At 36.9% G+C, this 26,797-nt stretch carries 24 protein-coding genes; 5 read left to right on the plus strand and 19 right to left on the minus strand.

Annotated elements, in window-relative coordinates:
* Positions 1 to 2 precede the first annotated feature (2 nt).
* The 13 genes from atpE (NE558_RS12955) to NE558_RS13015 all read right to left on the minus strand — a co-directional run bounded on the left by atpE (NE558_RS12955) (position 3) and on the right by NE558_RS13015 (position 11,748).
* Entirely contained in the window at positions 3 to 227 is a 225-nt protein-coding gene (gene atpE, locus NE558_RS12955; protein ID WP_256150549.1) for an ATP synthase F0 subunit C, read from the minus strand.
* A gap of 25 nt (positions 228 to 252) precedes the next feature.
* Positions 253 to 477: an ATP synthase F0 subunit C gene (gene atpE / locus NE558_RS12960; protein WP_256150550.1), complete on the minus strand. Its 225-nt coding sequence runs from the start codon at positions 475 to 477 to the stop codon at positions 253 to 255.
* 53 nt (positions 478 to 530) lie between these two features.
* On the minus strand, positions 531 to 1,214 hold the full coding sequence (locus NE558_RS12965) for a F0F1 ATP synthase subunit A (RefSeq protein WP_256150551.1): 684 nt from the start codon (positions 1,212 to 1,214) through the stop codon (positions 531 to 533).
* 124 nt (positions 1,215 to 1,338) lie between these two features.
* Positions 1,339 to 1,821, minus strand: a complete 483-nt coding sequence (locus NE558_RS12970; RefSeq protein WP_256150553.1) for a hypothetical protein — start codon at positions 1,819 to 1,821, stop codon at positions 1,339 to 1,341.
* Between the two features lie 429 nt (positions 1,822 to 2,250).
* Positions 2,251 to 2,475, minus strand: a complete 225-nt coding sequence (locus NE558_RS12975; RefSeq protein WP_256150554.1) for a heavy-metal-associated domain-containing protein — start codon at positions 2,473 to 2,475, stop codon at positions 2,251 to 2,253.
* Between the two features lie 10 nt (positions 2,476 to 2,485).
* Positions 2,486 to 2,719, minus strand: coding sequence for an acyl carrier protein (locus tag NE558_RS12980; protein WP_256150555.1), 234 nt, complete (start codon positions 2,717 to 2,719; stop codon positions 2,486 to 2,488).
* The gene (locus NE558_RS12985; protein WP_256150556.1) at positions 2,716 to 4,974 is read right to left on the minus strand and encodes a HelD family protein; all 2,259 of its coding nucleotides are present in this window, start codon (positions 4,972 to 4,974) and stop codon (positions 2,716 to 2,718) included. The genes NE558_RS12980 and NE558_RS12985 overlap by 4 nt, the downstream gene beginning before the upstream one ends.
* A 47-nt stretch (positions 4,975 to 5,021) precedes the next feature.
* Entirely contained in the window at positions 5,022 to 5,669 is a 648-nt protein-coding gene (locus tag NE558_RS12990; RefSeq protein WP_256150558.1) for a TetR/AcrR family transcriptional regulator, read from the minus strand.
* 371 nt (positions 5,670 to 6,040) lie between these two features.
* Complete coding sequence (locus NE558_RS12995) at positions 6,041 to 8,395, minus strand: ABC transporter permease (protein WP_256150559.1); 2,355 nt, start codon at positions 8,393 to 8,395, stop codon at positions 6,041 to 6,043.
* Entirely contained in the window at positions 8,379 to 9,074 is a 696-nt protein-coding gene (locus NE558_RS13000; RefSeq protein ID WP_256150561.1) for an ABC transporter ATP-binding protein, read from the minus strand. Before NE558_RS13000 ends, NE558_RS12995 begins: the two co-directional genes overlap by 17 nt.
* A gap of 62 nt (positions 9,075 to 9,136) precedes the next feature.
* The gene (locus tag NE558_RS13005; protein WP_256150590.1) at positions 9,137 to 10,366 is read right to left on the minus strand and encodes a sensor histidine kinase; all 1,230 of its coding nucleotides are present in this window, start codon (positions 10,364 to 10,366) and stop codon (positions 9,137 to 9,139) included.
* A complete protein-coding gene (locus tag NE558_RS13010; RefSeq protein ID WP_256150562.1) occupies positions 10,360 to 11,061 on the minus strand; it encodes a response regulator transcription factor in 702 nt (233 codons plus the stop codon). The genes NE558_RS13005 and NE558_RS13010 overlap by 7 nt, the downstream gene beginning before the upstream one ends.
* Positions 11,062 to 11,181: 120 nt before the next feature.
* Entirely contained in the window at positions 11,182 to 11,748 is a 567-nt protein-coding gene (locus NE558_RS13015; protein WP_256150563.1) for an XRE family transcriptional regulator, read from the minus strand.
* A 167-nt stretch (positions 11,749 to 11,915) separates the two neighbouring features.
* Between NE558_RS13015 and NE558_RS13020 the strand changes: the two genes are divergently transcribed.
* Both NE558_RS13020 and NE558_RS13025 read left to right on the plus strand, forming a co-directional pair.
* Positions 11,916 to 12,806 carry a DMT family transporter gene (locus tag NE558_RS13020; protein WP_256150564.1) on the plus strand — a complete coding sequence of 297 codons (891 nt, stop codon included), beginning with the start codon at positions 11,916 to 11,918 and terminating at the stop codon, positions 12,804 to 12,806.
* Between the two features lie 74 nt (positions 12,807 to 12,880).
* Entirely contained in the window at positions 12,881 to 13,240 is a 360-nt protein-coding gene (locus NE558_RS13025) for a cupin domain-containing protein (RefSeq protein WP_256150565.1), read from the plus strand.
* A 188-nt stretch (positions 13,241 to 13,428) separates the two neighbouring features.
* Here NE558_RS13025 and NE558_RS13030 read toward each other — a convergent pair whose 3' ends face one another.
* The 3 genes from NE558_RS13030 to NE558_RS13040 form a co-directional block, all read right to left on the minus strand.
* On the minus strand, positions 13,429 to 17,658 hold the full coding sequence (locus tag NE558_RS13030) for a leucine-rich repeat protein (RefSeq protein ID WP_256150566.1): 4,230 nt from the start codon (positions 17,656 to 17,658) through the stop codon (positions 13,429 to 13,431).
* Between the two features lie 28 nt (positions 17,659 to 17,686).
* The gene (locus NE558_RS13035) at positions 17,687 to 17,917 is read right to left on the minus strand and encodes a DUF2442 domain-containing protein (RefSeq protein WP_256150567.1); all 231 of its coding nucleotides are present in this window, start codon (positions 17,915 to 17,917) and stop codon (positions 17,687 to 17,689) included.
* Between the two features lie 95 nt (positions 17,918 to 18,012).
* Positions 18,013 to 20,502 carry a helix-turn-helix transcriptional regulator gene (locus NE558_RS13040; RefSeq protein ID WP_256150568.1) on the minus strand — a complete coding sequence of 830 codons (2,490 nt, stop codon included), beginning with the start codon at positions 20,500 to 20,502 and terminating at the stop codon, positions 18,013 to 18,015.
* 256 nt (positions 20,503 to 20,758) lie between these two features.
* On the opposite strand from NE558_RS13040, the gene NE558_RS13045 reads away from it, so the two are divergent.
* From NE558_RS13045 to NE558_RS13055, 3 genes are all read left to right on the plus strand, one after another.
* Entirely contained in the window at positions 20,759 to 20,929 is a 171-nt protein-coding gene (locus NE558_RS13045; protein ID WP_256150569.1) for a hypothetical protein, read from the plus strand.
* Entirely contained in the window at positions 20,922 to 21,215 is a 294-nt protein-coding gene (locus NE558_RS13050) for a hypothetical protein (RefSeq protein ID WP_256150570.1), read from the plus strand. Before NE558_RS13045 ends, NE558_RS13050 begins: the two co-directional genes overlap by 8 nt.
* Positions 21,216 to 21,311: 96 nt before the next feature.
* The gene (locus NE558_RS13055; RefSeq protein ID WP_256150571.1) at positions 21,312 to 21,503 is read left to right on the plus strand and encodes a YwbE family protein; all 192 of its coding nucleotides are present in this window, start codon (positions 21,312 to 21,314) and stop codon (positions 21,501 to 21,503) included.
* A 436-nt stretch (positions 21,504 to 21,939) separates the two neighbouring features.
* Here the strand turns inward: NE558_RS13055 and NE558_RS13060 are convergent, their stop codons facing one another.
* The 3 genes from NE558_RS13060 to NE558_RS13070 form a co-directional block, all read right to left on the minus strand.
* Positions 21,940 to 22,689 carry a GNAT family N-acetyltransferase gene (locus NE558_RS13060; RefSeq protein ID WP_256150572.1) on the minus strand — a complete coding sequence of 250 codons (750 nt, stop codon included), beginning with the start codon at positions 22,687 to 22,689 and terminating at the stop codon, positions 21,940 to 21,942.
* A 645-nt stretch (positions 22,690 to 23,334) separates the two neighbouring features.
* A complete protein-coding gene (locus NE558_RS13065; protein WP_256150573.1) occupies positions 23,335 to 24,951 on the minus strand; it encodes an N-acyl-D-amino-acid deacylase family protein in 1,617 nt (538 codons plus the stop codon).
* A 427-nt stretch (positions 24,952 to 25,378) separates the two neighbouring features.
* Positions 25,379 to 26,743 (minus strand): aldehyde dehydrogenase, encoded by a 1,365-nt coding sequence (locus NE558_RS13070; RefSeq protein WP_256150574.1) that lies wholly within the window; start codon positions 26,741 to 26,743, stop codon positions 25,379 to 25,381.
* Between the last annotated feature and the right edge of the window lie 54 nt (positions 26,744 to 26,797).

Below are 26,797 nucleotides of genomic sequence, written 5' to 3' on the forward strand. Positions count from 1 at the left end.
TCTTATTTTGAAAAAAAGATAATCAAAAATGCAATTACCAAGCCGTAAATTGCAGTTGCTTCCGCCAATGCACAACCTAAAATAAGAGTCTTATTAATTTCACTCTTTGCTTCCGGCTGTCTTGCAATTGCCTCAGTTGCTTTGCCAGTGGCAATACCAATGCCAATACCTGCCCCAATACCTGTAAATACTGCAATGCCTGCCCCTATTCCAATTAATGCTGTCATAATATAATCTCCTTTTTATAAATAATTATTTCGAGAAAAAGATAATTAAAAATGCAATTACCAAACCATAAATCGCAGTTGCCTCCGCCAGCGCACAGCCCAAAATAAGCGTTTTATTAATTTCACTCTTTGCTTCCGGCTGCCTCGCAATGGCCTCTGTTGCCTTGGATGTGGCAATCCCGATCCCGATACCTGCTCCAATACCAGTAAATACTGCAATACCTGCTCCTATTCCAATCAATGCTGTCATAGCTTCATCTCCTTATTCTGTAAAGATCTACCTTCCCCATTGTGCTTTAACCCTTACTCTTCTATTTTTTCCTGCATGAAAAGTGATGTTAAAAACACAAATACATACGCCTGTAATAGCCCATCGAAAATATCAAAATAAAAACCAAACGGAAGAGGAATAATCACCGGTACAATCAACCGAATCAATTCCATAATAACAAAACCCCCAAAAATATTTCCAAAGAGTCGCATACATAGGGATAACGGACGTATAAAAATTTCCATGATATTAAACGGTAACATCGCCGGCATAGGATGGGCAAAGCTCTTAAAGTATCCCCCAATTCCTTTTTGATGCATCCCTGAATATTCAATTAAAATAATGCTCATAAAAGCAAGTCCCGCCGTAACATTTAAATCTTTTGTGGGCGGGGTCAGCCCAAACAAGCCAATTGTATTTGAAACCGCCAAATAAATTAAAACCGTGCCTAAATACGGAATATACCTTTCTCCCTTTTTCCCTAAAATATCACTAAGGAAATTATGAATAAAGTTATAAATCCCTTCAACAACAATTTGTGATTTTCCGGGCACAATCTTTAAATTATGGGTAAAGAGTAGTGTCATAATCATAATAAATGCCATAATTCCCCAACTGGTAATTACAAATTCGGGAATAGATAGCCCCTGAAGCTCAGGAAAAGACACTGTTTTGCCACCCAGCGTTTCAACTAACCGTGAGGCAACATCTTGCATAAAATTCACCTCCACTTCTTGGAACTATGCAATTTTTTTAAATCTTGCGTACACAAATAACACACCAGTAGTTTTGCTACAATGGCGCACAAAAAATAAGTACAATTCAATGGGAATAATTGGATTATCGAAATGAGAGTGTTTGCTTCTTTCCGTCTTTGAGGTGTAAATAACGGATAATAATAAATCCAATTCCAAAATTAGACACCAAAATAATCCATCGCCTTATAAATAAACAAAATAAGGAACACGACGGTATTATTATTAGCTTTAAGAATAGAGAATAGAAATTTTTATTTTCACTTTGTTGCAAATCATCATAAGAAACATTATCAAAAACCACTTTTTGAATGGTGATTTGTTTTATATCCCGATTAGAATAAAAGCTGCTATCGCTAACATACTTCAAGTTCTGGTTAGAATCTACGAAGTTGTCCATAGGGATCTTAATGCCAGCATTCAACAAGCTTAATTCTTCAGATTTTTCTTCACGGAAAATTTCACTTACTTTTGCTGCGGTATCACGCAGTACGAAAGAAGTAACAACCAATGATAAAAATATAAAAAATAAAAACAATTTTTTATGAATTGCAGAATGCTTCCTCATAATTTCACCTCCTTTATCTTTATTTGCAAAACGCAACTTTAACATATCATATACCCAGACTTGCATTTTGTCTATCATCTAAATTCACAATAAAACCGGAATCATGTCATATATTTACATTATTCTGCACTATAAATCTATAAATTCTATTGATTGCCTTCCTTTTGTATCTGAACGTCTACAACTTCATGGGTCAATTTTAAGCTTAAATTATAAATCTAAAGAGCTCTTCTCAAAAACAAGGTAATTTATTTTATTAAAAAAAATCGATTTTGTGTCTTATTTAAAAAAATAAAATTACCGTTTTGTGTTTTTTTATCTCTTGAAAAAAAAATCAATCTTTTAGTTATTTCTAACTCATTAAAACATTGAAAAGCAACCCTACCTCGTTTATGAATGGAGGTAGGGTAAGTTTTTAAAATTATTCTATTACTCCTCTTCGTTAAATATTTCTACAACTTGGAAGCCTTCCTCATTGATTGCATCACACAATTCTTCATCCGTTACTTGATTTGCTGCACATTCCACAACCACAGCTTCTTCGTCTAAATTTAACCTCACCCTATCCACACCATTGACACTTTCTAAAATGTGGCAGACGGCACTGCCTATTTGTATGTGATTCATGCCTTCTACAAAGATAATCTTCTTCATTGTTCTCCTCCTATTCAGCGAGCAGTGCATCCACATATTCAACTACATCATCTATCGTTTGGAATGAGTGCACATCTTCATCAAAAATGGTCAATTCAAAACGTTTTTCTATTTCAATCATTAATTTTGCAATATCAATAGATTCAATATTATATTCCGGTATCAATTTCGTTTTGCCTCTTAAATCTTTTTCGGGAACACTTATGATTTCACTCAATAAAGAAATAATGATTTCTAACGTCATTTTTGGATACCTCCTTGAAAAATGGAGCTTTTTTCTCCAGTGTAAAAAAGGTTAAGACGATGCAAGGCTCTGGTGCTGGCGATATATAATAGCTTTTTATCATCCTTCGTATGATAATGGCTCTCATCCACACCATAAACCAATACAGAATCAAATTCCAGCCCTTTTGACATGGTAATTGGTATAATAAAGATGCCTGCTGTGTTCAGGTTATCTCCAGAGCGCACCAAATGTATTTCAATCTTCTCTTTCAAGCGCTCATAAAGCCCTTCCGCCGCCTTTAAGTCTTTACATAAAATTGCTATAGAGGCAAAACCTTGTTTTTCGCTGTATATTGCTTCTTTCATCACCTTTTCATCAAGTAGTTCTGTGTTTTTTGCTTCAATAATCAAAGGTACATCACCACTGCGATTAAAGCTCTCAAAAGGGGTATCCTCATCCAAGAACTGCATACTGAAATTGAGAATTTCTTTCGTACAGCGAAAGCTTTTATTCATAACCATTAAGCAAGAACTTTTGGGCTTGAGGATTTCCGTTATCCTCTCATAAAGATCCATATTTTCCTGTTTTTCAATCGTTTGGTTAATGTCACCTAATACGGTAAACCTTGCATTTGGAAAAAGACCCTTTATGATCTTAAAATGCAGGGTATAATAATCTTGAGCCTCATCAATAATGACCTGCCGAATGGGTCTATAGACCTCATTAGCCATGGTATTTTCACCAATTAACATCTGCAGATACATGATTGCCAAAGCATCTTCATTTTCAAGAATATTCCCCGAAAGTCTCTCTTTGGAATAATTCAATATTTCATCAATATTCCCCGGCAATGAAACGCCATCAGAAAGGGACTCCAGTAAGCCTTCCTTAATGAAAAGCTTTTTATAAAGAGCAAATCCGTTCAATTTGATAAACCCATCCACCTTTTGGGCAAGCTGCGTGCTTTCTTCTATAGATAGCTCTCTTGCATATTCTTCCCAGTCGTAAATATGTTCCGGGTCTTCTCTTGTTTGTCGCAACAGTTTGGGCATACGTTCTTTACGCAATTCATGAATTTCCTCAAAAATATACCAACGAAGATGACTCATCTTCACAGCTAAACTCATGGACTCATTCATTTGCAGCAATCGTTCTTTCAGTTGCTGTGCCGTAAAGATAACTTTCCCATCATATTCAATATCTGTAAAGGAAATATGGGATAAAGGAACTTCTTTCCCGTATCTGTCTAATATTTTTATAAATGCTTCCGACATTTTAAAGGTCATAGCTTGCTTTTTCAATTCTTTTTCTGTGGCATTCTCACAAGAAATCAACTGCTCCGTTTGATCATAACGGGTACAAAATGTTATTTTATCCGATAAACTATTCCTAACCAAATCATCAAACACAACAGACTTCACTTCATCCTCACCCAACTCCGGCAATACATTGGAAATGTACTGTTCAAAAAGTGTATTGGGTGACAAAATGATGATATCAGAGGATTGTAATCGATTTGACAAACCCTGATACTTTAAATAAGCCACACGATGCAAAGCGATAGACGTTTTACCACTTCCCGCAATTCCTTGCACCATAAGCAAATCGTGGCTCATATTCCGAATGGCAATATCCTGATCTCTCTGAATGGTTTCTACAATGGTTTTCATTTTGGTGGATGCATTTCCTGACAATAATTTTCGTAAAAACTCATCTGCAATCTGAACATCCGCATCAAAAAAATATTTAAAGACTCCCTTCTTTATTTCATATTGACGTTTTAGGGTGATATCACCGGAAATACGCCCTCCCGGCGCATCATAATAGGCAATTCCCGTTTCAAAACGATAAAATAGACTGGCAATAGGAGAACGCCAATCGTAGATTAAGATTTTTTCGTCTGTATCATGAAATAATGTTCCTCTGCCAATATAGACCGCTTCCCGCCATTCTTCTTCTTTAGTGCAAAAGTCAATTCTGGCAAAATAGGCTGATTGCAACAAACGCTCATAAAGCTTTATCTTTTTCGTGCCGGATTCTATTGCAAATGCATTGCTGGCAAGGGGTTGATAAAATTGACTCAGCCCAATGGCACCATCAAAATCGTCTGCTGAATGAGAAGCATTTTCCCACATCTCTTTGTTTGTTTCTCGCAACGCTTCCCTATTTTTCACGCTGTTATTCTTCGCCTCTTCTAATTGTTCTGAAAGTATTTGGCGAATGTTATGGTAATGGGCAAGTTCAACGGTCTGCTCCTGTTCAAAGTTTTCCAAATTAACACCTCACTCTAATTTTTGTAGCAAGCTTCCTAGGCTATTCTTTAGACTCTTCTATAATTGTCCACTCTATTCCCAAAGGATTCTTCAGAATAACTGCCTGCAAGACACAGACGAAACATACCGGTGGCTTCTCGTTCAATGTAGTCTATTAAGTCATCTTCTTTTTCAATCAAACCTCTACCCAAAAGATGATTTGAAATTTCTCCCAATATATAGCAATGGGTATTATGGAGCACTCGCTTTGTCTTCTCTTCATCAGGAGATTGCCCATAAATCTCTTTCCATATTTCACAAATAATTTGATTCATTTTTTGATTGATTTGCTCTAGCAACTCCACATCTTTTTGGGGGCGGCTTTCATCAATATGTTCATGCCATGATAACCAAAACCACCCCTTATTATTTATATACATTTCAGCAAAGGCCTGAAAAAAATAAGTAAGTTTCTCCTCTGCCTTTCTCGCCATGTTTATTTTTTCTATGAGCATTTCCATAAAAATCCTCTGTATTGCCATATGCGTTTCCCACAACAACTCATTATAGGAGGGGAAATAATTATACAAATTCGTATGGGCGCATCCTAATGTCCGTGCGATTTGCCTAAGATTAAGCCCACGTAAATCGTTTTTATCACATATTAATTTCAATGTCGTTTCCACAATTTGTTCTTTCGTTAAATTCTTTTTCATACTACACCTCCTAGCAAAGCCAATGTTAGTTACCAATGGTAATGAGAGTATACAGCTACCGAATGCACTTGTCAATACAAAAGCTATATTACTAAATACATATAAAAGACATTCAAAAACAGAAGTATTTGTAGTAAAAATCCTCTACGTAACAAATGTTAGAATAAACATTATGTTATATTACAAGCCTGTTGTTTTCCATTGAAATTTAAAAACGACTAAGCTTTAAGATATGCTAATAATCTTAAAACTTAGTCGATTGGGGTCTATTATCTTATTATCCAGCTAAATTCTCCATGCCTAGTCAAATGATCCTCTAAATCCCCTAACATAGCCATGAAAGAATAATGAACTTTGGTACTTTCCCTGTCTTATTGGGCACTCATTGTATCTACAATAGAAATCTTACGTATTCGTTTCAAAGGGCCATTTACGGCAATCATAACAGCAATAATTACAATTCCAAGTATAATCCCCAGGTCAACGAAAGGAATCTTCCATTGCTCTCCCCAATAAAATGTTATCATCTTTTCATAGAGAAGCTTATTGAAAAGCAATCCCAAAACGCTTCCCCAAAAACCTCCTACAACTGCATACGTTGAAGCTTCTGCAACAATCATCTTTTTCATCTGCTGATTGCTTAATCCAATGGCACGAAAAGCAACGTATTCTTTCATGCGGGCTGAAACGCTCATAGCAATGCTATTTACAATATTAAAAATGGTGATCAAAGCAATCAAAGTCATAAATCCATAAATGAATAGCCCAAAAGAATAGTAAGAGCCTAATACACTGCGGTTTCCCAATCGTTCATCTGAAAAGATATATTCAGATCCCACGGCTGCATGAATTAGATCCACATCCTTTTGGGTTGCGCTTTTTAATAATTGCAGGTCAATAATTGTATAGTCAGTATTTCCGGTTAACTGTCTAAAGGTATTTTCAGAACAAATGATTGTCCCAACATCAAGAACATTTTGAAAAGGGCTGGACGATAGAGTGCCCACAATTTCAATATCCACAGAACGGTTCTCTACAAACGTCACTGTATCCCCCACTTTTGGAGTGCCTTGCTGTTTAAATACGCTTAAGCCAGTATTTACCTCGTTCTGAACCCGTTGTAATGAACCCTCCAACAAATAATCTTTTGCCCAATCAAATTGGTGTTCCTCGTAGGAAATTAGGTCTACGGTTTTATCAACACCATTTAACTGAATAGGCACGTTGTAGGCAAACATCCTTCCATATGCTTTTTTTACCGCCGGATTTTCTTCCAAATCCTTCAATAAATTATTGCTTATAGAACAGCTATTATTAGGACTTACAATGGAAATATCCGGTGTCCAAGGTTTTAAAGGCTTTAACGCATGGTTCATAAAATCAATGGTAACGGAAAACGAGAGAAACAGAATAATACTTAGTGAAAAGGAACCCACCATTAACACAAAATTCCCTTTACTTGATTTGGCGTGGTGAATACCCAATGCAGTATCAATTTTAAAGAAAGCGGTACTAGCTGCTTTCTTTCCATGAAACAATTTATTGTTGATCCCTGATATAGCTGCCAAAGGTGAAACCCTCGATGCTTTTTTCGCCGGTGAACGGGCGGCAAAAAAAACAGTTAAAGCGCCTATACAGATACCAGAGATAACACTGGGAAAACTAATGGCAAAGGCAGGCATCCCAATAAAATACTCAGGACTTAGATAGCGCAGCATGGCACACAATATCCAAATCACTATCACACCTGCCCCAACCCCGGCAGGAATGGCAAATTTACACCAACCAAAAGCCTCTTTCACCACGAGTCTCATCACTTGTTTTGGCGTAGCACCGATGCATCGCATCATACCGAAAAATTCAGTGCGTTGCGCAACATTGCTGTTCAAACTGCTTGCAATCATCATGACCCCTGCCATTAATACCAGCAAAAACAGTATGAATGCCGAACCATAAATCTGGAGCATAAAAGAATTTCCGCTTTGACCAAGTAAGCCGAGAAGCTTGGTATTTTCGGAAACCTGATTACCCGAAAGCCCTAATTGGGCTTTTATATCGCTGATTGTATTATTTATATTACAGCGGTTGGAAAACTGAACAAAATATATACTGTTAAAATATGTGGAATCATCCTTTTCAGTCTGCTGATATATGGAGCGAAATCCATCTGTAGTCAGAAAAACACCATATGAATCTTCTTCCATTGTTTTCGAAACATTCTTTAAAAAGCCTGAAATGGTAATTTGAAATTTTCCCACAGGGGTTTCCACAAAAACCAAATCTCCAATTTTTAAATCCATTGCAGTTTTGGCATTCTCACTCATCAATGCCTCATTATCTTTTTTGGGAAATGCACCTTCAGTAATCATGTCCGTTTGCATCTTAGTAATCCAACTTTCTTCGCTACCGCAAAGAATTAGATTCTTACCCTGCAGGGAATACCCCTGTTCCCCGCTATAATTCAGAACGCCATACCAAGAAGACGCCTCAACCTCAGGCCGTGCTGAAATCAACCTTGCTTGTTCCTCGCTAATATTACGAAATGACACGTGCCAGTTCCCATCTTCCATACGAGCCTGCATAATCTGACTTCTGATAAACATATCTGCCATTCCAAAAATAACAGTAACCAAAAACACAGCTAAAACAATACAAAAGATAGACATTCTGTTTTGCTTTCTGTGGAGTCTCGAAGAAATAGGTACAAGGTCAAGATAACTTTTCATCAACTTTCCCTCCCAAATCTGTAAGGATTCCATCAGATACACGCAATACGCGGTCAGCAGATGCAGCCAAGCTCATATTATGGGTAATCATTAAAATCGTCTGCTGATAATGACGAGATGCCCGAATCAGCAAATCCATAACATCTCGACTATTTTTACTATCCAAATTTCCAGTAGGCTCATCGGCAAGAATTAATTTTGGTCGAGTAATTAAAGCTCTTCCAATTGCAACCCTCTGTTGCTGTCCCCCTGATAATTGGCTGGGCAAATGATGTCGTCGTTCCTTTAAGTTCAGAACCTCCAAAATTTCATCCACTTTCTCTCGCTCTGGTTGGCGATAATCCAAAAGAATAGGAAACGCTATGTTTTGTTCCACGCTTAACTCAGAAACCAACTGGAAAGACTGAAACACAAAGCCGATATTACGGCGTCTAAAAATGGTGCGCTGTTCTTCTTTCATAGATAACAGTTCATTTCCATCAATATAAATGTTTCCGTAAGTGGGGGTATCTAAAGCACCAATGCAATTTAATAATGTACTCTTTCCTGAGCCAGACTCCCCGACCACTGCAACAAATTCACCCTGATTCACCGTAAAAGATACATCTTTTAAGGCTTCAACACGACTTTCACCTGATCCATAAGTTTTACTTAAATGCTGTATTTTTAAAACCTCCATGCCGCATACCTCCTTTCTATAAAGAATAGCAGATAAACCTTACATTTAGGTGAATCGTAAGCTTACAGTTCTGTAAGAAAAGATAAAATGAACACAGTACCTTCTCCCAAACCGCTTTGAACAGAAAGAACACCTCCCTGTTCTTCAATAATAGATTTTGCCATAGATAAACCAAGTCCTACCCCTTGGGTATCAAGGGATTTTTTGCTACGATAAAACCGTTTGAAAATATGATGCAAATCCTGAGATGATATGCCAGCTCCGTTGTCTTTTATATAAATTCGCTTCACAATTGGCGTGCACTCCCATGAAATATGAATCCTCCCGCCCCAACACGTATGATCTAAGGCGTTTTTTACTATATTCTCTATGGCCTCTCTGGTCCACTGTTTATCACAAAGCAAAGTAGCTTCTGTTGACCCATCTAAAACAATATTTTTTCCCTCTTTTTCCGCCCGTGTCGTCAGTTCCCCAATTGCTTCTTCTATCAGCTCAATTATTCTATAGGGATGCCTTTCAAAAACAATATTACCAGCGTCCAAACGGGTAATTTTCAACATAGACAGTATCAGTTGTTCCGTGCGTTCCAGTGCTTGCCCCATCTTTTCTGAATATTCCTTTACGGTATCGACATTTTCCGGCTCATCAGAGATAATTTCACGGTACATAGAAAGAGCTGTTAGAGGAGTTTTTAATTGATGAGAAATATCAGCAATTGTATGTTTAAGAAATATCTTTGCGTTATGTTTTGTTTCACTTTTTGATTGTAATATGGTTGAAAGCTGCTCAACAGATGTAAAAAGACGATATATTGTCCCTTCCTCCAATTGAGGCATATTACAGGAAAAATCACCTTCCGTAAAACGGGATACTACCTGTAGACCCTGCTGATAAAGGCAATCCCTTTTCTGAAAAAAGTAAATTGATCCGCCAAAGAGAATTATGGATAGAAACGCCCCCATTAACATCATGGAATATCCTGTTGTTTTCTGAAGGGAGTCAATAAAAGGCAATAATTCAATCTTTGTAGTTTCTTTTACTCCAATTTTTATAAGTAAATCACTACCCTCTTGGCTCATGGTGGTATTGGTAATTGCTTGAGCAACCACACCTTCTGAAACCCCCTGTTCTAAGAGTGAAGTGGCAACAGCATTGTTATGAGAAAGAAATAGATTTTGTATGGCCTTTGCCTGTATGGCATTTAATATCCCTCCACAAAGAAAAAGTAGTAACCCAAAGAAAAGCAGAAAGAAAAAGAAATGCCTTATCTGTTTATCCCGATAAATCATAATGATACCTCTCTCCACTGATAGCCAAATCCACGGACTGTAATTAAATGTTCCGGCTTGGACGGATCAACCTCTATTTTTTCTCGAAGCCGTCTCACATAAACCGAAAGGGTATTGTCATCTACAAAATCTGCTGTGTTATCCCACAGTTCATTTAACATATGTTCCCTTGTTATGACTCGATTTGCATTTCTTACCAACAAAGAAATGAGGCGATATTCTCCATTTGTTAATTCCAACCGCTTTCCCTTCAATTTGACACAGCTTTCTAATAGGTCAATGGAAATGTCTCCACATAAAATGAAAGTGCTTTTATTTTGATTGCTTATTGCAGTTCTTCGCAATAAGGCTCTGATGCGAGAACACAACTCTCCCAGCCGAAAAGGCTTTGTAATATAATCGTCCCCTCCACAATCTAATCCTCGAATCACACTCACCTCTTCATCAGAGGCTGTTAAAAAAATAATTGGAATGAGACTTCCATGTTTTCTGATTTCCTCACAAACTGCAAATCCGCTTCCATCCGGCAAGGTTACATCAAGAATCATTATGTCATACTGGTCAATTGCAGGCATACGGCCTAAGGCCTCTTCCACAGTGGGGACAACCTCTACCTCAAATCCGTCACGTGTCAATGCATATTTCAGTCCGTCTACCAAACTAATATCATCTTCTAACAATAAAATCATATTGTTCATAGGCTTCTCCCTTCTTTTGAATCTTCATCCACATAGGTGAGATATATTATTTTCACAAATACAAAGCACTTTAAAAAACCACTATTTTTTTATCCTCATGCACTGCTAAAACAAAAGGCATTATGAGGGATAGAGTGTTGGTGTAAGCACAAACAGAATGTGATTGGGCTCATCCCCTTTATTCAAAAATCTATGCCTCACATTGGGAGGAATGCGAACCACATCCCCCTCTTCCAAGAAATATGAAACATCCTCCAATTCCACATAGGCTTCACCCTTCATAATCACTGCAATTTCTTCCTTATCCATATGGGAATATGTGCTTTCCGTGGTATTGGCATGGGCATTTAAATCCATCATTAAAAGCTCTATATGTGCTTTCATAAAATCAGGTGTCAATACATCATAAACTATGTGGTCACTATTTTCTCTATAGACCTTTTTTCGGTCTTTCTTTCTGGAAATAAGAGATTCTGTATCAATTTCATTGATAAAAAGGGTATAAAGGGGTACATTGAGGGCTTGCGCAATAAGTTCCAAAACACTTAATGAAGGGTTCGCCTGCCCCCTTTCTATTTGACTGATTAGGGATGTACTGATTCCTGCGAAATTCGCAAATTCACGTATTGTCATTCCTTTTTTCTTTCGATAATTCAAAACTGTTTGTCCCAGTCGATTATAATTCATAACTTTCTCCTATCCATAATAATAAGCTTTTACCCCCATTTGTTTTAACATAATGGATATGGCAAAAAAGACTATCTTTCACCAAAAAAATATACTATAATTTTTATACATTATAGTATACCATGTATTTTATAATTAACAAGAGAATGGAGGAATCGCAAAAGAAAATGAAATCAAAAAGTATGCAGTATTTTATACTGTTTTTAGGGGTTTTTGCCTTATCCACATCAGCCATTTTTGTAAGACTGGCTCATGCACCATCTTCAATAACTGCTTTCTATCGGCTTCTCTTTGCCACATTGATACTTGCGCCATTTTTATTTCAGAACAAAGAAAATTGGTTGGCTCTGGTTTCCTTGTCTCGCAAGCAGTTGGGTTTAGGTCTATTATCAGGCCTATTATTATCAATTCACTATGTCTTGTGGTTTGAATCCCTAAACTATACCTCTGTTGCAAGCGCAACGGTTATTGTCACATTACAGCCGCTTTTTTCATTTGTGGGAGGTTATTTCCTATTTAAAGAACGCTATAGCAAGGGAGCAATAGCCGCTAGTTTCGTCTCATTGATTGGTTGTTTCATCATTGGGTGGGGAGATTTCGAGGTAAGCATCCAAGCATTATTTGGCGACCTGCTTGCCTTTATCGCCGCAGGAGTCATTACTGCCTATTTCTTTGTTGGCCAACACATAAGAAAAAATTTGGCGGTCATACCTTATTCCATATTGGGTTATTCTAGCAGTACAATCTTTTTAGCGATCTATGCATTCACTCAGAATGTGTCTTTTGTTAATTATCCGGCCTCCACATGGAAAGCCTTTATTGGATTAGCCTTGTTTGCCACAATTTTCGGTCAGATGGTTTTCAATTGGCTTTTAAAGTGGTTAAGTACCTCAGCCATTTCTATGAGCATTCTGGGTGAAACTGTAGGAACCTGTATTCTTGCTTATTTTATATTAGACGAGGTACTCTCCCTTCAGCAAGGGATAGGCATAACAGTTACGCTAATCGGGCTGGGTTTATTTTTATTCCTGCAAAATAAAAATTCATCTCGTTCATAATAATTCGTCTGCCTATTACCAATAGAAACATAACATTATTTTTATTAAAATTTATTTATTTGGAGGTTTTTACAATGGAAAAAATAAATCTTGCAGAAAAACTGGAGCTCTTTCATGAATATTGGAGCCCGAGAATAATTGGTGAAGTAAATGATTCTTACGTAAAACTAGCTAAGTTTAAAGGTGACTTTGTTTGGCACACCCACGAAAATGAGGACGAAATGTTTTTTGTGGTAAAAGGTGTATTAACAATCAAGTTCCGAGACAAAGATGTCCAGCTAAGCGAAGGGGAGTGCATCGTTATCCCCAGAGGAATCGAGCATATGCCTGTGGCAGAACAAGAGGCTCATATAATGCTGGTAGAAGCAAAGACTACCTTAAATACAGGTGATGTTGTCAACGAAAAAACCGTAGAAAATCTTGAGAAGATATAAAATTATCAAACTAAAAATAGCTTAATCTCAATCATATACCCTTAACATCTTGATCGAGTCTTAAGCATTTTTATACAATTCCTAACTACCTATTTATTATTATTTCATTTTGTGATAGGCTGTTACCCGTCACAGCAAAACAGGCTGATCCAAATTATATTTGAGTCAGCCTGTTTTTGTTATATATATTAATCTTTTATGAAACGTTGCATTACTGTGGACAACATCTTAGCCCCTTCTGCCCTTGTGGCATTTTCTTTAGGCGCAAATGTATGATTTTCTTTTCCGGCAATCATGCCTGAATTTTTCATTGTCTCCACGGCTGTTTTTGCATAATCAGCGATTTCATCTTCGTCAGCAAATTTATTGGAATTATCTATAACCTCCAAGCGTCTGTTTGCTACTTTTGTTACATAACGCTCTATGATAACCGCCATTTCCTCACGGGTAATGTAAGCGTTGGGTTTAAAATCGCCGCCACTTCCACTTACAACGCCATTATCCTTTGCCCATGCAACAGCTTGGAAAAACCAATCTTTGTCTCCTACATCACCAAAAGCAGAATACCCATATTTACTTACATCAGCCCCTGACATATTCGCTAAAATTTGAACAAATTCAGCTCTAGTTATATTGTCATTTGGCATGAAGTAACCTTGGTTTTTTCCTTTTATTATATTTCTGGATGCAAGATACATCACCGAATCCTTATACCAACCCGTTACATCATGAAAAACAACCTTATTGTTCCCCACGGCGTATTGGGAGAAATGATTTGTCTTGAAAATAATCCTCCCTGTTTTTGCATCATATACACAGTCCTTTACCATTTCCAACTTACCGTCTTCATTGATAGAATAAATCACCAATGCATTTACATCTTCATCTTCGCTAGGTATATATGGAATGGATACAGTAACCGTTCCATCAAATTGGGAAATTACTTTATCTCCCCTAGTGACGCTAAATCGATAGATGGGTCTATTCCCAATCAACTGTCTCCCTTCTTGAGACAGCGTATTGGATTCAACCCTTTCAACCAAGATTTTTAAATCTCCTATTGCCCCATTCTTTATGCTCTTTAATGCTCCTTGGTCAAAATTCAGTTCTGCGACAGGTGTAACTACACCTATCCCTTTTGACATTTTTTCTGCAAGCGAAGCAATTGCTGTGTCAGGAATTTTGGTTTCTATCGATTTTATATCTTTTGTCGTATTTACTGTAATCGTTACAACACCTTCACTGTTTTTTTCAGCCTGTGCCATAGCATCTAAAATCTGTTTTTCCGCCACTATGGCTTTACCATTTTGATCAGCCTTTACTTCTACATTGCTTGAACCAGTTGCCTTCGTTGTCGCTGTTGGCTGGATTTTTGTGCCACTGGAACTGCCGCCGCCATTACTTTTAGGCGTCCATTTAGCATAGAGCACCATATCCTCGGAGACTTTCATGGATTCACCCACGGCGTAATCTGTGCCACTTCCGTCTGCTTTGGTATTCCAGCCATCAAATTTATATCCCGATTTAACCAATCCACCGCTATTTTCTTTTATTTGTATCAAACTATCATCAATAAGAATATGCTCCCGAGGGACAATTCCACTTTCAGCTCCATTATCTTTATATTTCACCAAATGCTTATAGCTCTTTGTTGTGAAATCTGTCCATGGTGCCACGTTAAATCCCTTAGCGCCCTCTCGGTAGTAAATCACCAAGTCTGGATTTGCACCTTTAAAAGTGTTTTGCAACACCTCTTCAGGTGCATCCCCTTCAAAGCAAACTTGACGAAGCATAGGGCATTGGCTAAACACCTCAATTCCAAGGCGATGAACTATATTAGGAATTCGAATGCTTTCCAGACTTCCGCAATTTTTAAAAGCAAACCGTTCTATAACTTCCAAGCTTTCTGGCAGTTCCACTGCCCTCAAGGAATGACACCCATAAAAGACAGGTCCATCCACTTGTATAATCCCCTGTGGTAAAGATACGCCTGTTAAATTGTACTGATTATAAAATACTCTTCCAACCAATGCCAAAACTTTCTTTCCATCTATGGAAGAGGAAATAAAGATATTCCCACCAGAACCATAATATCTTTTAATAAAGATATAGTCAACAATATTAACTTTACTGTACTTTGTAGTATCTGGCTCGAAATTGGCATCAACAGTTATATTATTGTCAGTCATTATAAATTCATATTCTGTTTCTGTAGGTTCCAAAGGCATAATCAAAGAATCATCTATACTATTGATGATTTCTGTTTCTTTAATATAATAACAAAGGGTCATCGGTTCATAGCGATAGCCCTGATTGGGTCTCACTACAATTTTCACTTTGTCGTTTTTCGCCGCTTGCGAAGCCTCTTTCCCATTTACATAAATGGATATGCTACCGTTTTTCAAAGTTGGATCCTTGGTAATTGTGTATGTTTTATTATCCCACATAGCATACAGGGTTATATTCTCGGCAGCTACTGTAACGATATCACCCGAATCGTAATTTTCTCCTGTACCATCTGCCTTCGTATTCCAGCCATTAAATCTATTTTCTAACTTTGTTATATCACAAAGGGGTACTGTAAAGGAATCCCCTGTATAATATTCTCTATTATCCTTAGGGAGCACCCCACCACTATTTCCATTACCATCATAAATAACATTATATGTAGCTGTTGCATCATAGGCTATACAAGTATAGCCTTGCCAGTTAGGGCCGTACCCCGTTTCATTGCTGGGATAATAAATTTTAAAATTCTCATTACAATCCCAAAAAGCATCGTAATCCATCATAGGGGGCTTCCCCGTAAAAATCACCTTCATAAAATTATTCCCAGAACAACGAATAACATCTTGACCTATGTATTTAACACTTTTGGCTATTACAACGCTTTTTAGTTGTGGACAACTCGCAAATGCTTGTTTTTCTATCGTTTCTATACCATCTGGTACAATGATATTTTCTATATCAAAATCTTCAAAGGCATTCTTTCCGATGACAGTTATGGGCTTTCCATCAATTTCAGACGGAATGGCAATATCTTTCTCTCTACCAACGTATTTTATGATTCTGCCATCTATATGTAAATAATCCCCCCCTGTTTCTTCGTCTTTTACTATTAAAGTATATTCATAGCTATCAGTAGTTGCAGGCGTTGCATCGTCTGTTACCATTACTGTAAAGGTGAATTGTCCTGCTTTTTCACCAACAATTCCCCTCAACTCACCTGAATTGCTCAGTTTCAATCCCCTAGGCAATTCCCCTCTGCTTACCTTAAAACTTTTTTCCCCCGTTCCCCCCGCAGCTTCGAATTGATGGATATAGTACTTTCCTTCTATTGCTGGAGCCATAGGCGACTTATCTAATGCTAAAGTCCTAGTGGGTTGTACAGTAAGTATAATGGTATTTGATTTATTAGTTGTGTTTTCAAAAGCACCACTTTCGAAATAAATGGATATCTTATCCCCTTCCTTTAACCTGTTTCCATCTACGCTATATATGTTTAGATTTACCTGTTTCTTTAAACGGCTACCTAAACTAAAGCCATTATTAATATTATTGCCTTCCTTATCTTCAGCACTAAAGTGTATTAATAGCTGGTTTTTAAAAATATTATTTTCCACGTTGATGAATACTGACATATAATTATTTTCGTCTTCCCCTTCACACAAAACGGAGTCTGTGCTGATGATAGGAGCCTCATCTTCTTCTCCTTCATATAACGCAGAGTCCGTGCTGATGATAGGTGCCTCCCCTTCTGACTCAATGATCATTGTATATTCATGGGTGTCTGATTTGGTGATTATATCAGCATCCGTTGCCTTGACTGTAAAAGTATAACTACCTGCTCTTGAAGGAGTACCGGTCAAATTTCCAGATTCACCCAATGTTAGCCCATCCGGCACCTCCCCTTCTAAAAGTTTAAAAGTAGCAATATTTACAATGCCTTCTGCCGTAAAAGTGTAAGAATATGTCTCACCCACCTTTCCCATTTTGGGATTTTCCGTTTCCAACTTCACATTTCTGGTGGGCTGAACTGCTAAAGATAAGACATTGCTTATGGTATTAGACCCCACCCCACTGTCTTTAATGAATATCTCAACTTCATCACCAGCCTCTAACAATTCCACATCCTTTTTTATTTTCTCAATGGTAATATGTGTCTCATCATCCAGTGTAAAATCAAAGCTCCCCCCTATTCCTCCAATTGATACTGATATGTCTTCCTTTGTAATTGTTGAGAGAAAAGTATCATTCTCAAGGGTTAACACCACCTTATCAAATCCGTCCTCCCCTGCATACAAGGTTGAGCTTGATGAAATAGTGGGCTGAAATGCAAAAGCCGTTTGGGTGCCAAGGGTAACACTGAGTAACATGACTACAGTCATAACCCAAGATAGCAATTTCTTTTTTTTCATTTTTATATCCCTTCCTTCAAAAATATTTTCACTTTTGAACCATTTGAAATAACTCATGAATGGAGATTTCAACTTCATTTCCCCAGAAAATGCAGACTCCATCTGTAGTTACCTTTTTAAATAATTCTTCATCCATTAGAATTCCGAATCTCAAAGTTTTTAGCCTGCTTTCCATTTCAAACACAACACTGCATCCATTTTCCAATTGAACCTCAAGCTTGTAATCCTCTAAGGGAACTACTTTTTTTATCCCACTCACATTTTCACCTCCATAAAACAAAAAATCCATCATACATAAATTGTATAACGGATTTTTTACGACGTCTGTCCCCCATAGGGTGAATATTTAGAAAATTATCTATTTTTTTCTTTAAAATGCTGTTTCAAAACAACCCTCGAATTGACATTCAATTTCTCAAAGACTCTTTTCAACATGGTTTTTACAGTATTTTGAGATATAAACAGCTTTTCTCCAATTTCTTTATTGGTAAAACCCTCCGCCGCCAAAAAGGCTATCTCCATTTCCCGCTGGCTGAGCTCTCGCTTATTTTCGTATGACGTTTCAGCGCTTTTAAGAACTATTTGCGCTTCATAGGGTTGATAAATATCCAAAATGCGGTTTATATCCTCCGGAAAAAAGTCTTGTTCCCTAAGCAATAACAATAGCGGTTTTATGTAATCACAGTTTTCCACAAAAGGAATATATATCTTATCTTGAAATGCCATCTCCATTGCAATTTTTAAAGACGCTATCCCATCCTCACGCCTAAATATTTTCTCATAAGCGGCGGCAACATAAATCCTTGTATAAATTTCTCCAAGGGCATTGGGAAATACCGATGCAACACCTATAAATTGGTCTGCAATCCCCAACAATTTATAATACTCCTTCTGTATCAGCAGTACCCTGCCGTAAACAATATTCAAAAATGCCTTTGACGGATAATACAGTTTACTAGATTCAAAATCTCCATTTTCTATCCAGCTTGCAATTTGAGGTTCTTTCTCCAAAAAAGCCAACAGGAATCCCTTGCAAAGGTCAATGGTATGGATATGGTCATATTGTCTTTCCTGCTTCATTTCCTCATACATCTTATCCAGAGTATCGTAAACAAATAATGTATCACCTTTTAATAAGGCTATTCGCATTCGTAAAAACAAGGTAGAAAGCATAATATCATATTGCCCATATTCAACTGCTTTATAATAACCCTTATGAGCCAAAATTTCTGCATTTACAAAATCACCTCGGTTGAAGTACCACTCTGCTTCCATCACACTGGCTCCGCCGCTTCCGTGACCGGATGTTATTTTACAATAAAGGGGCAATACTTGTTTTACATCCCCTAGCTCCCGCTCCAAGCGGCCTGCTTTGCGATAGAACATATATAATACCGAGGGTGAGCCAAAGGTCCAACCAAATTTTGTATCAAAAAAACGGATGGGCTGCTCCAGCAATTCATTTGCAATTTCCATATGCTCCAGCATTTGAGGTACATCATTAAATTTTGAAATACTTAAAAGCACCTGAAATTCACCCATTAGTAATTTGCGATTTGAGGCATCCAAGCTTTTTGACTGTTCAATCACCATGGCAAGCTCAATACATGCCTTTTCAAACCGTTCAAATTCATTGATCATAAATAAATTTATGACGTAAATCAAAAGTGCTACTGGGTGTTTTTCTCTAATCTCAAAGGGACATTCCTCAAAAAATTTAATAAATAAGTCCTTCCCGTTTTGAAAAACATAGTCCCCTCGGTCAGACTCCAACACTTCCATCAGCATATCAAAGTCTTTAATTTTATAAAAATATTTCAGTGCTGAAAAATAGTCTCCTTTGCTCCTATACCAAAGAGCCATATTTTGATAAATATTCTTCTTTTCCGTTTCGCCTAGGAATTGGAACTTCTCTCTTAGCAGTTTTATAAAAAGGCTGTGGATATGATATATTTTTGTCTTTTCATCAAATCGGATTAAAGCATTTTTGCCTATAATTTCCGAAAGGAGCCTATCTGCACCCTCCTTCTGCCAAGCAAAGCTAGCCTGTTCTAGCGTGAAATAGTCAAAAAAACAAATTACGTTGAGAAAACTCTTTACCTCATGGGAAAAAGAACTATATAATGTGCTTTCCAATAATTTATATATATTTTCCGTACTGGTAAAACTGCCATCCTCCAAATAATTTAGCAACAGCAGATAGATGGCACTAATCCAGCCTTCCGTCAAACCATACAGTTGTTCAGCTTGAGCCACCTTTAAGTTTATACCACATAGCTTATAATAAGCTTGAATCTCTTTTACATCAAATTCAAAGGTTTCCTTTGCTATGTATTTTAGATAACCCTTTAATTTCAATTCCTCAAGGGTTTCAAATTTTATGAATCTTACAATTAATACAATCTTGAGATTTGGTATTTGGTGCTCAATCAGATATTTTATAAAGGCATCACTTTCAACACATTCACAAATGTGATAATCATCAATCACCAGGATTGTGGTATTAGAGAATGCAATTCCTTCCATGATGCCCACCGCCTCATGCAATAAAACACCATCATCAGGAAAACCCAATTGACTAAGGTTGTTGGCACACTCAACATCAAGCTCACGAACCATATTGCAAAAGCCTTCCCAGAAACCGTGGGTTAGACTATCATAAATTCTTTGCCATTTGATGTCCCCATCAAAATTTTTAAGGCATTCTCTCACAGCCGTGGTCTTTCCATACCCCATGGGCGCCTCAACAATTGTAAGGGGATATTCCAAAATTTCGTTTATTTCTTGGGTTGTTCTATGGGGAAAATATAAGCTTTTCGTATTGTGAATTTTCGTGTTTGCCATGGTTATACCCCTATTATTATAAAATGGATTCATATGAATGAAAGTGTAAATTCTATTCTTGTTCTGTATTAATCCATATTATAGCAAAATAGGCATTTACATTCAACCAGAGGAATTTCCTTGAAATGTCAATTGCTTGCTATGATTTTCTCAAACTCAAAATTTTGCAAAAATTGAAAATTATGCTATACTCACTATGTATCATTATTATTAGGTGATTAAGACCATTCTTTTTAGGGTCTGAATGGTGGTATTTATGAAAAAAAGATTGCTTTTCTTTGCTTTGATCGTAGCATTTTTATTACCATCTTGCAGTGACATTATGAAAAATCAAACTGGAATGATAATACAACCAACTAGATTTTCAAATGAAACCCAAAAGGATATACGAAGATGGAAAATGGGTGAGTGGTGGAAGCGTGTCTAATAGTGAACGCCAATTAGATATGAACAATAGGCTTGCCATTCATCTCAAAGAAACAGGCGTTGATATATTTACATTTGATAAAACAGGAGATTATATAAAATATGGTCTTAATAGAGGCGGCATGGAATTAAAAAATTCTATTTCCATTGCATCCCAACGAATTACAAAGCCCACTCAAATAAGTTTAAATGAAGAAATCCCTATGTGGGTAATGTGGGGAACGAATAAAAACAGTATGGAATTTGGAATGCACCGAGGGTGTTGCAATTACAATAACATTTTCTGATAAGAAAATAAAACAATAGTCAAATAATCATTGTTAATGTAAAACAAGAGATGGCAAAATTAATTTCATTAACATTTTAATATACAAGGAGAAACTATGAACGGACAAAATAGATCTAATGTTAAAATTGGTGCAACAGTTAAAATTGTTTTGAAGGCTGATCAAAGGACCGGAAAACTAACAGAAGGAACGGTAAAAAAAATACTGACGAATAGTCCCACCCACCCCCATGGTATCAAAGTTATGTTAGACGACGGTCAAGTAGGAAGAATTCAGGAAATTTTATAATCAAATTAGATACGATGCTTGAAAAGAACGAAGAATCCAAAAGCCACTACAAGAAATAGAAAGAATCAGATTATCATATAGAATATCTCGAAAAGAGGTTATACAATTTTTAAAAAAAACAGAAAGAAAATCCAGAAAATCCGAATTCTTTGGTGGGGATTTATAGTCCTTTCCAATTTATTGCTTGGAATCCTTTCTGCGAAATATAATTTATCAATTCAAATGACGCTTTCTAGCTTTGGTACGAAGAGTTCCTTCATAAGGTTGAGAGTCTAACCCCCATTTTAGAAAAAGAAATCGATGCAGACAAATATATTGCCGAAAACCTTTCATTGCTTTAAGGCAAGAAATCAATGCAAATTATAGCAATACTCAACATGAATATTTGCGAGGGGTATTGCAAAAAAGGGAATTATGAAAAAGCCAACGCCCATCCTTATTTTTTCAGTATTCTCTTTAAATAGTTTACATCTAACAAATTCACTGTCTCAAAACTCCCTTTATAAAATACTGCCCAATTATTGAAAACACATGGCAGTTCCTTTGCCTTTTGCAAGGTATCCACCTGAATGATAGAGACAGGAACCTCCTGTATTTCACAATACTGTTTTACCATTTCAATGGTTTGAAACACAAAGGGACACTGCATATCATAATAAATGGTCAACTCTTTAGTTTCAATATTTTGTTTTTTAGCACTCTCTGCAAACTTGGGTGTTGTCCCGTCAAAAGAAAGGGCAAGCAAATCATACTCATTTTCTGTTGTATCAACAACCTCGAATCCAAACCTCTTTGCAAATGATTGGTCAGAAAGCCATGATTTTTGTTTTTTTGCCCCAAGCATGCATACACCGGATTTGCCCTTTTCTTTGGCATCAGCCAAACAATATTCCATCAGCATTTCCCCATACCCTTCTCCTTTGTAACTACCAGTAACCCATAAGCAATAAAGATAATAGTAGTTTTCACCGATTATGGGTACCCAGGCAGTTTCGAGAGGCGCATATTCGATAAAAACAGTAGCCTTTGCATTTAGTTTCCGAAAGACATGTCCTTCTTTTAGTCGTTCAGAAAGCCACTGTTTCTTTGCATCAATACCTGGATGGCTTTTTTTGCTACGGATAATACAGCATAAATGCTCACTAGCTAGGTTTTCCGTTGTTAAATTTACAAAATCCATATCCATGCATACACACTCCAAACGAAATTAAATAATATTTAATGCACATTTTGACAAATCAATTTTCCTTAAAAGGAAATCATCACAATCCATATTGTCTTAATTCATAAAATTCGAGTAAGGTAAAATTATAAAATTATTTATTTGACTCATTTCAAGAAAAAGTTCTTGGGCAATCAATAAAGATGATAATTCCCTCCATCTCATTTCCTGATTAAACACGGCACCCTTTATGATTAAAAGCAAGTAACTTTTAAAGAATTGGGCCCATTTTTTGAGATTGAGTTTCTATCTATTATTTTCCATTTAATAGTATTATATAAGCTCAGAAAAAAACTGTCTAGTTATTTGTATCTGTAAATCACATAACAATCCCTTCGTTGGAAAACCTTTCGCTATTAATAAAATACATGTGGCTTGTTTCCCACCTCAATTTTCAGATTATACTTCATTATCCTTAGAAACCTCCCAATCAGCACTTGTGTATGTAGAAAACTCTACAATCAGGCTTACGCCTTTATGCCTTTTCCTAAATCTCATCCATACATAATAGCTGGACATTTTCTCATATGCTTTTCATTTACAATTAAAAAACAGGCTTGGTTTAAGTAGAATTTCCCCTTAACCCAAGCCTGTTCTAATTTTTTGTTTCTACTTAAGAATGACTCCGGCGCGAGTCCTTTCATAAGGCTCTCCATCTCTTAATACCCAGCAGCCATTCATAAAAACATGTTCAATTCCCCTTGGAGGCATATCCATTTTTGCAGAACTTGTGTTATCACGAACCTCATTCCAATCAAACACAGTGATGTCTGCCGCATTACCCTTTTTCAAAACACCTCGATCTTTAATATCAAATCTATCTGCCACAGCTTTGGTCATTTTGTGAATTACAGTTTCAATGGGAAGGATATCCCTTTCATTTGCCATTTGCAAAAACCTTGGAAAACTTCCGAAACTTGCAGGATTTTGGGTGCCCTCCCGTTCAACCCAAGCATCCGTCATAAACATAGAAGCAGGGTGCTTCATCAGCTCTTCAATGATATTTTGGTTACCAAACTTATATTGCATTACCCTGCATTTGCCGTTACTGTGCTTTGCAAAAAGCATAAATGTCTCAAATAACGGAAGATTCAATTCCCCTGCTATATCTGTAATAAATCTGCCGTTGAATTCTTTCAGTTCCGGATGATCAATAAAGGCAATCTGGATATCTTCATATCCAAAACCCACCATCTTTTTCATCGCTGCCAGCTCGATTTTAAGTCTTGTTAAATCCCCTTTATTCTCAAAAGCACCTGGAATCTTTGCCATAAACCATTCAGGGAAAACAACAGAGAGAATTGAGGCTCCGCAAGTGTATGGATAAATGTCAAATTTTATATCAACTCCATCCAGAATCGCCTTGTCTATCAGCTTCATTGTCTCTTCAAAAGTATTCCAAGTTTTTTCTCCCACAAATATAAGATGGGAGAATTGAAGTTTTACCCCTGTTTCTTTTGCCAAATTAATCATATCCTTCAAAGCAAGAATATTATGTGCCTTACCAAAGGGCTTAATGGGATAAGTTCCTGATACAATTGACGATGCTCTTGCGTGGGATGTCAGCACTTTATTCTTCTTTTTCACCAGCTTTGCTACCATTCTAAGTTCATCCATGGTAGAGAATATCCCTGGTTCATATTGCAGCCCTATGGATACGCCTTTGGCGCCGTCATCCATAGCTCTTCCAAGCAATTTTAGAAGTTCTTTCATTTCATCTTTTGTCATAGGAGAGGAAGAATAGCCTTTGATAGAAGTCCTTGTTGTACCATGGCCCACTAGGTTTGCTAAATTAATTGGGATGCCATTTTTCGAAAGTATATCAAAATACTCTCCCATAGTAGACCACTTAATTTCAATCCCCGAAGCCTTAAATGGATTATTACACACTTTATCTATGTATTTTGTCTTTTTCTTGAAACCCGCCACACCAAAGCCACAATTACCACAGAGAGAGGTGGTTATTCCCTGGTGAACAAAAGGATCTGTAAATGTTTCAACATCATCAAGAGGAAGAAACCAATCATTATGGGAATGTACATCTATAAACCCGGGAGAAATCACTTTTCCTGTGCAGTCAACCACTTCACAATCTATGTTCATTTCTCTTTCTGCTATTTCCTTAATATATCCATTTGAAATTAGAAGGGAACCTATCCACCCTTTTTCTCCCGTTCCGTCAACGATAAAACCATTTTGTAGTAATATTTTTCTGTCATTTCCCATGGTAATACCTCCTCAAGTTTGTAGTATGAAAATGAAAACTTTCGTCTAGAGAATGTTGATTTGAGAATTAACCGTGTTGACTATATCCTTTTGGTTTCTGTGAAAATTGAACGCCTCGGATTTTCCAAAGATCTTTAAAACAAATGAAAATGGAATGAGCACTCACTCGTTATTATTTATTATATTACGCTAATAATTTCCAAGTCAATATTTTTAATCAGTGTACTATATATTTATAAAGCTAAACACGCTTCCTCTCTCACCGTAAAGCCGAATACCCATGAAACGATAATTACAATGAACTTGAGCAAAAATATAAGCCTCATTCAATGTTATACTGAATGAGGCCTCTTTTTGTGTTAACTTCTATTTACACACTTCAACTTTATATATTACCGCTTACCTAAATATCACTAGAGTTTATCCATTATTTCATTAATTTGCGGAGCAAACGGAAATTACTATCCTTATAAGGATGATAGCGCACTGGCAAATCAATCCAAGTATATTTTTTCACGATACTCCTGTAATGCGAAAAAGTATCAAAACTGAGTTTGCCGTGGTAACTACCCATGCCAGAATATCCAACTCCACCAAAACCCATGCGGGAATTTGCGATATGAATAATGGTATCATTAATACATCCTCCGCCAAAAGAGCATGAATTGAGTATTTTTTGTTCTACGGCTTTGCTTGAGGTAAACAAATAGAATGCAAGGGGCTTGGGATTTCCACGGATAAAGCGGATGCAATCGTTCAAGTCGGTATACGTCATCAATGGCAGAATGGGTCCGAAGATTTCCTCTTGCATAATGGGGGAATCAGGTTTGATATCTACTAGTACAGTAGGTTCAATAAATCTTCGTGATTCATCAAAACCACCACCGATGATTGCTTTTTCACCTTTTATCAACTGCGTAATACGCTGAAAATGCTTATCATTTATAATCGTTGGCATTTCAGACAGATCACCATCAGGAAAAAATTCATTTAGGGCTTTGGTAAATTCTTGAATAAATCTATCCCTGACACTTTTGTGTATGAATAAATAATCAGGCTCTACACAAGTCTGCCCTGCATTTAAAACCTTCCCAAAGGCAATCCGCTTTGCCGCTAGCTTAATGTTTGCTGTTTCATCTACAATAACCGGACTTTTCCCCCCTAGCTCCAGGGTTACGGGTGTTAAGTTTTTGGATGCAGCAGCCATAACAACCTTACCCACCTCTACACTGCCTGTAAAAAATATATAATCAAAGGTTTCTTCAAGAAGGGTATGATTCTGCTCTCTGCCGCCTTCCACCACTGCAATATACTCTGATGCAAAGGTTTCACTAATAATTTTTTTCACTACTTTGCTTGTTTCAGGAGCATATGCCGATGGTTTAATCACTACACAATTCCCCCCTGATATTGCACCAATAAGAGGTACCAAACAGAGTTGAAGGGGATAGTTCCATGGTGACATAATGAGCGTTACGCCATAGGGCTCAGGTGCAACAAAACTTTTTGCATGAAATTGTGCCAATGGTGTTTTTACCCTCTTATTTTTTATCCACTTCGGAAGATGTTTCATATGGTATCGAATTTCCTCCAAAACAAGACCGGTTTCCGTCATATATGTTTCAAATGGTGTTTTATTTAAATCCAATTTCATGGCCGCTTCAATAAAAGCTTCGTTGTTTATTATAGCTCGTTGAAGCTTTTTTAGGGCTTTCATTCTAAATTCCAGTGAACGGGTTGCTCCACTTTCAAAATATTTACGCTGGAGTGCGACGAGAGATTTGGTATTCATGGTGTCCTCCGATCTTTATCATAGATATAATTAGAGAAGTCTATGTAATGTTTG

The sequence above is a fragment of the Anaerotignum propionicum genome (assembly GCF_024461735.1).
In the GTDB taxonomy this organism is placed as follows: domain Bacteria; phylum Bacillota; class Clostridia; order Lachnospirales; family Anaerotignaceae; genus Chakrabartyella.

What these genes read in the sequence shown, in the direction of transcription:
- atpE (WP_256150549.1), bottom strand. Translation starts at nt 227, where the DNA reads ATGACAGCATTAATTGGAATAGGGGCAGGCATTGCAGTATTTACAGGT.
- atpE (WP_256150550.1), bottom strand. Translation starts at nt 477, where the DNA reads ATGACAGCATTGATTGGAATAGGAGCAGGTATTGCAGTATTTACTGGT.
- NE558_RS12965 (WP_256150551.1), bottom strand. Translation starts at nt 1,214, where the DNA reads ATGCAAGATGTTGCCTCACGGTTAGTTGAAACGCTGGGTGGCAAAACA.
- NE558_RS12970 (WP_256150553.1), bottom strand. Translation starts at nt 1,821, where the DNA reads ATGAGGAAGCATTCTGCAATTCATAAAAAATTGTTTTTATTTTTTATA.
- NE558_RS12975 (WP_256150554.1), bottom strand. Translation starts at nt 2,475, where the DNA reads ATGAAGAAGATTATCTTTGTAGAAGGCATGAATCACATACAAATAGGC.
- NE558_RS12980 (WP_256150555.1), bottom strand. Translation starts at nt 2,719, where the DNA reads ATGACGTTAGAAATCATTATTTCTTTATTGAGTGAAATCATAAGTGTT.
- NE558_RS12990 (WP_256150558.1), bottom strand. Translation starts at nt 5,669, where the DNA reads ATGAAAAAGAATTTAACGAAAGAACAAATTGTGGAAACGACATTGAAA.
- NE558_RS12995 (WP_256150559.1), bottom strand. Translation starts at nt 8,395, where the DNA reads ATGAAAAGTTATCTTGACCTTGTACCTATTTCTTCGAGACTCCACAGA.
- NE558_RS13000 (WP_256150561.1), bottom strand. Translation starts at nt 9,074, where the DNA reads ATGGAGGTTTTAAAAATACAGCATTTAAGTAAAACTTATGGATCAGGT.
- NE558_RS13010 (WP_256150562.1), bottom strand. Translation starts at nt 11,061, where the DNA reads ATGAACAATATGATTTTATTGTTAGAAGATGATATTAGTTTGGTAGAC.
- NE558_RS13015 (WP_256150563.1), bottom strand. Translation starts at nt 11,748, where the DNA reads ATGAATTATAATCGACTGGGACAAACAGTTTTGAATTATCGAAAGAAA.
- NE558_RS13020 (WP_256150564.1), top strand. Translation starts at nt 11,916, where the DNA reads ATGAAATCAAAAAGTATGCAGTATTTTATACTGTTTTTAGGGGTTTTT.
- NE558_RS13025 (WP_256150565.1), top strand. Translation starts at nt 12,881, where the DNA reads ATGGAAAAAATAAATCTTGCAGAAAAACTGGAGCTCTTTCATGAATAT.
- NE558_RS13030 (WP_256150566.1), bottom strand. Translation starts at nt 17,658, where the DNA reads ATGAAAAAAAAGAAATTGCTATCTTGGGTTATGACTGTAGTCATGTTA.
- NE558_RS13040 (WP_256150568.1), bottom strand. Translation starts at nt 20,502, where the DNA reads ATGGCAAACACGAAAATTCACAATACGAAAAGCTTATATTTTCCCCAT.
- NE558_RS13045 (WP_256150569.1), top strand. Translation starts at nt 20,759, where the DNA reads ATGAAAAAAAGATTGCTTTTCTTTGCTTTGATCGTAGCATTTTTATTA.
- NE558_RS13055 (WP_256150571.1), top strand. Translation starts at nt 21,312, where the DNA reads ATGAACGGACAAAATAGATCTAATGTTAAAATTGGTGCAACAGTTAAA.
- NE558_RS13060 (WP_256150572.1), bottom strand. Translation starts at nt 22,689, where the DNA reads ATGGATATGGATTTTGTAAATTTAACAACGGAAAACCTAGCTAGTGAG.
- NE558_RS13065 (WP_256150573.1), bottom strand. Translation starts at nt 24,951, where the DNA reads ATGGGAAATGACAGAAAAATATTACTACAAAATGGTTTTATCGTTGAC.
- NE558_RS13070 (WP_256150574.1), bottom strand. Translation starts at nt 26,743, where the DNA reads ATGAATACCAAATCTCTCGTCGCACTCCAGCGTAAATATTTTGAAAGT.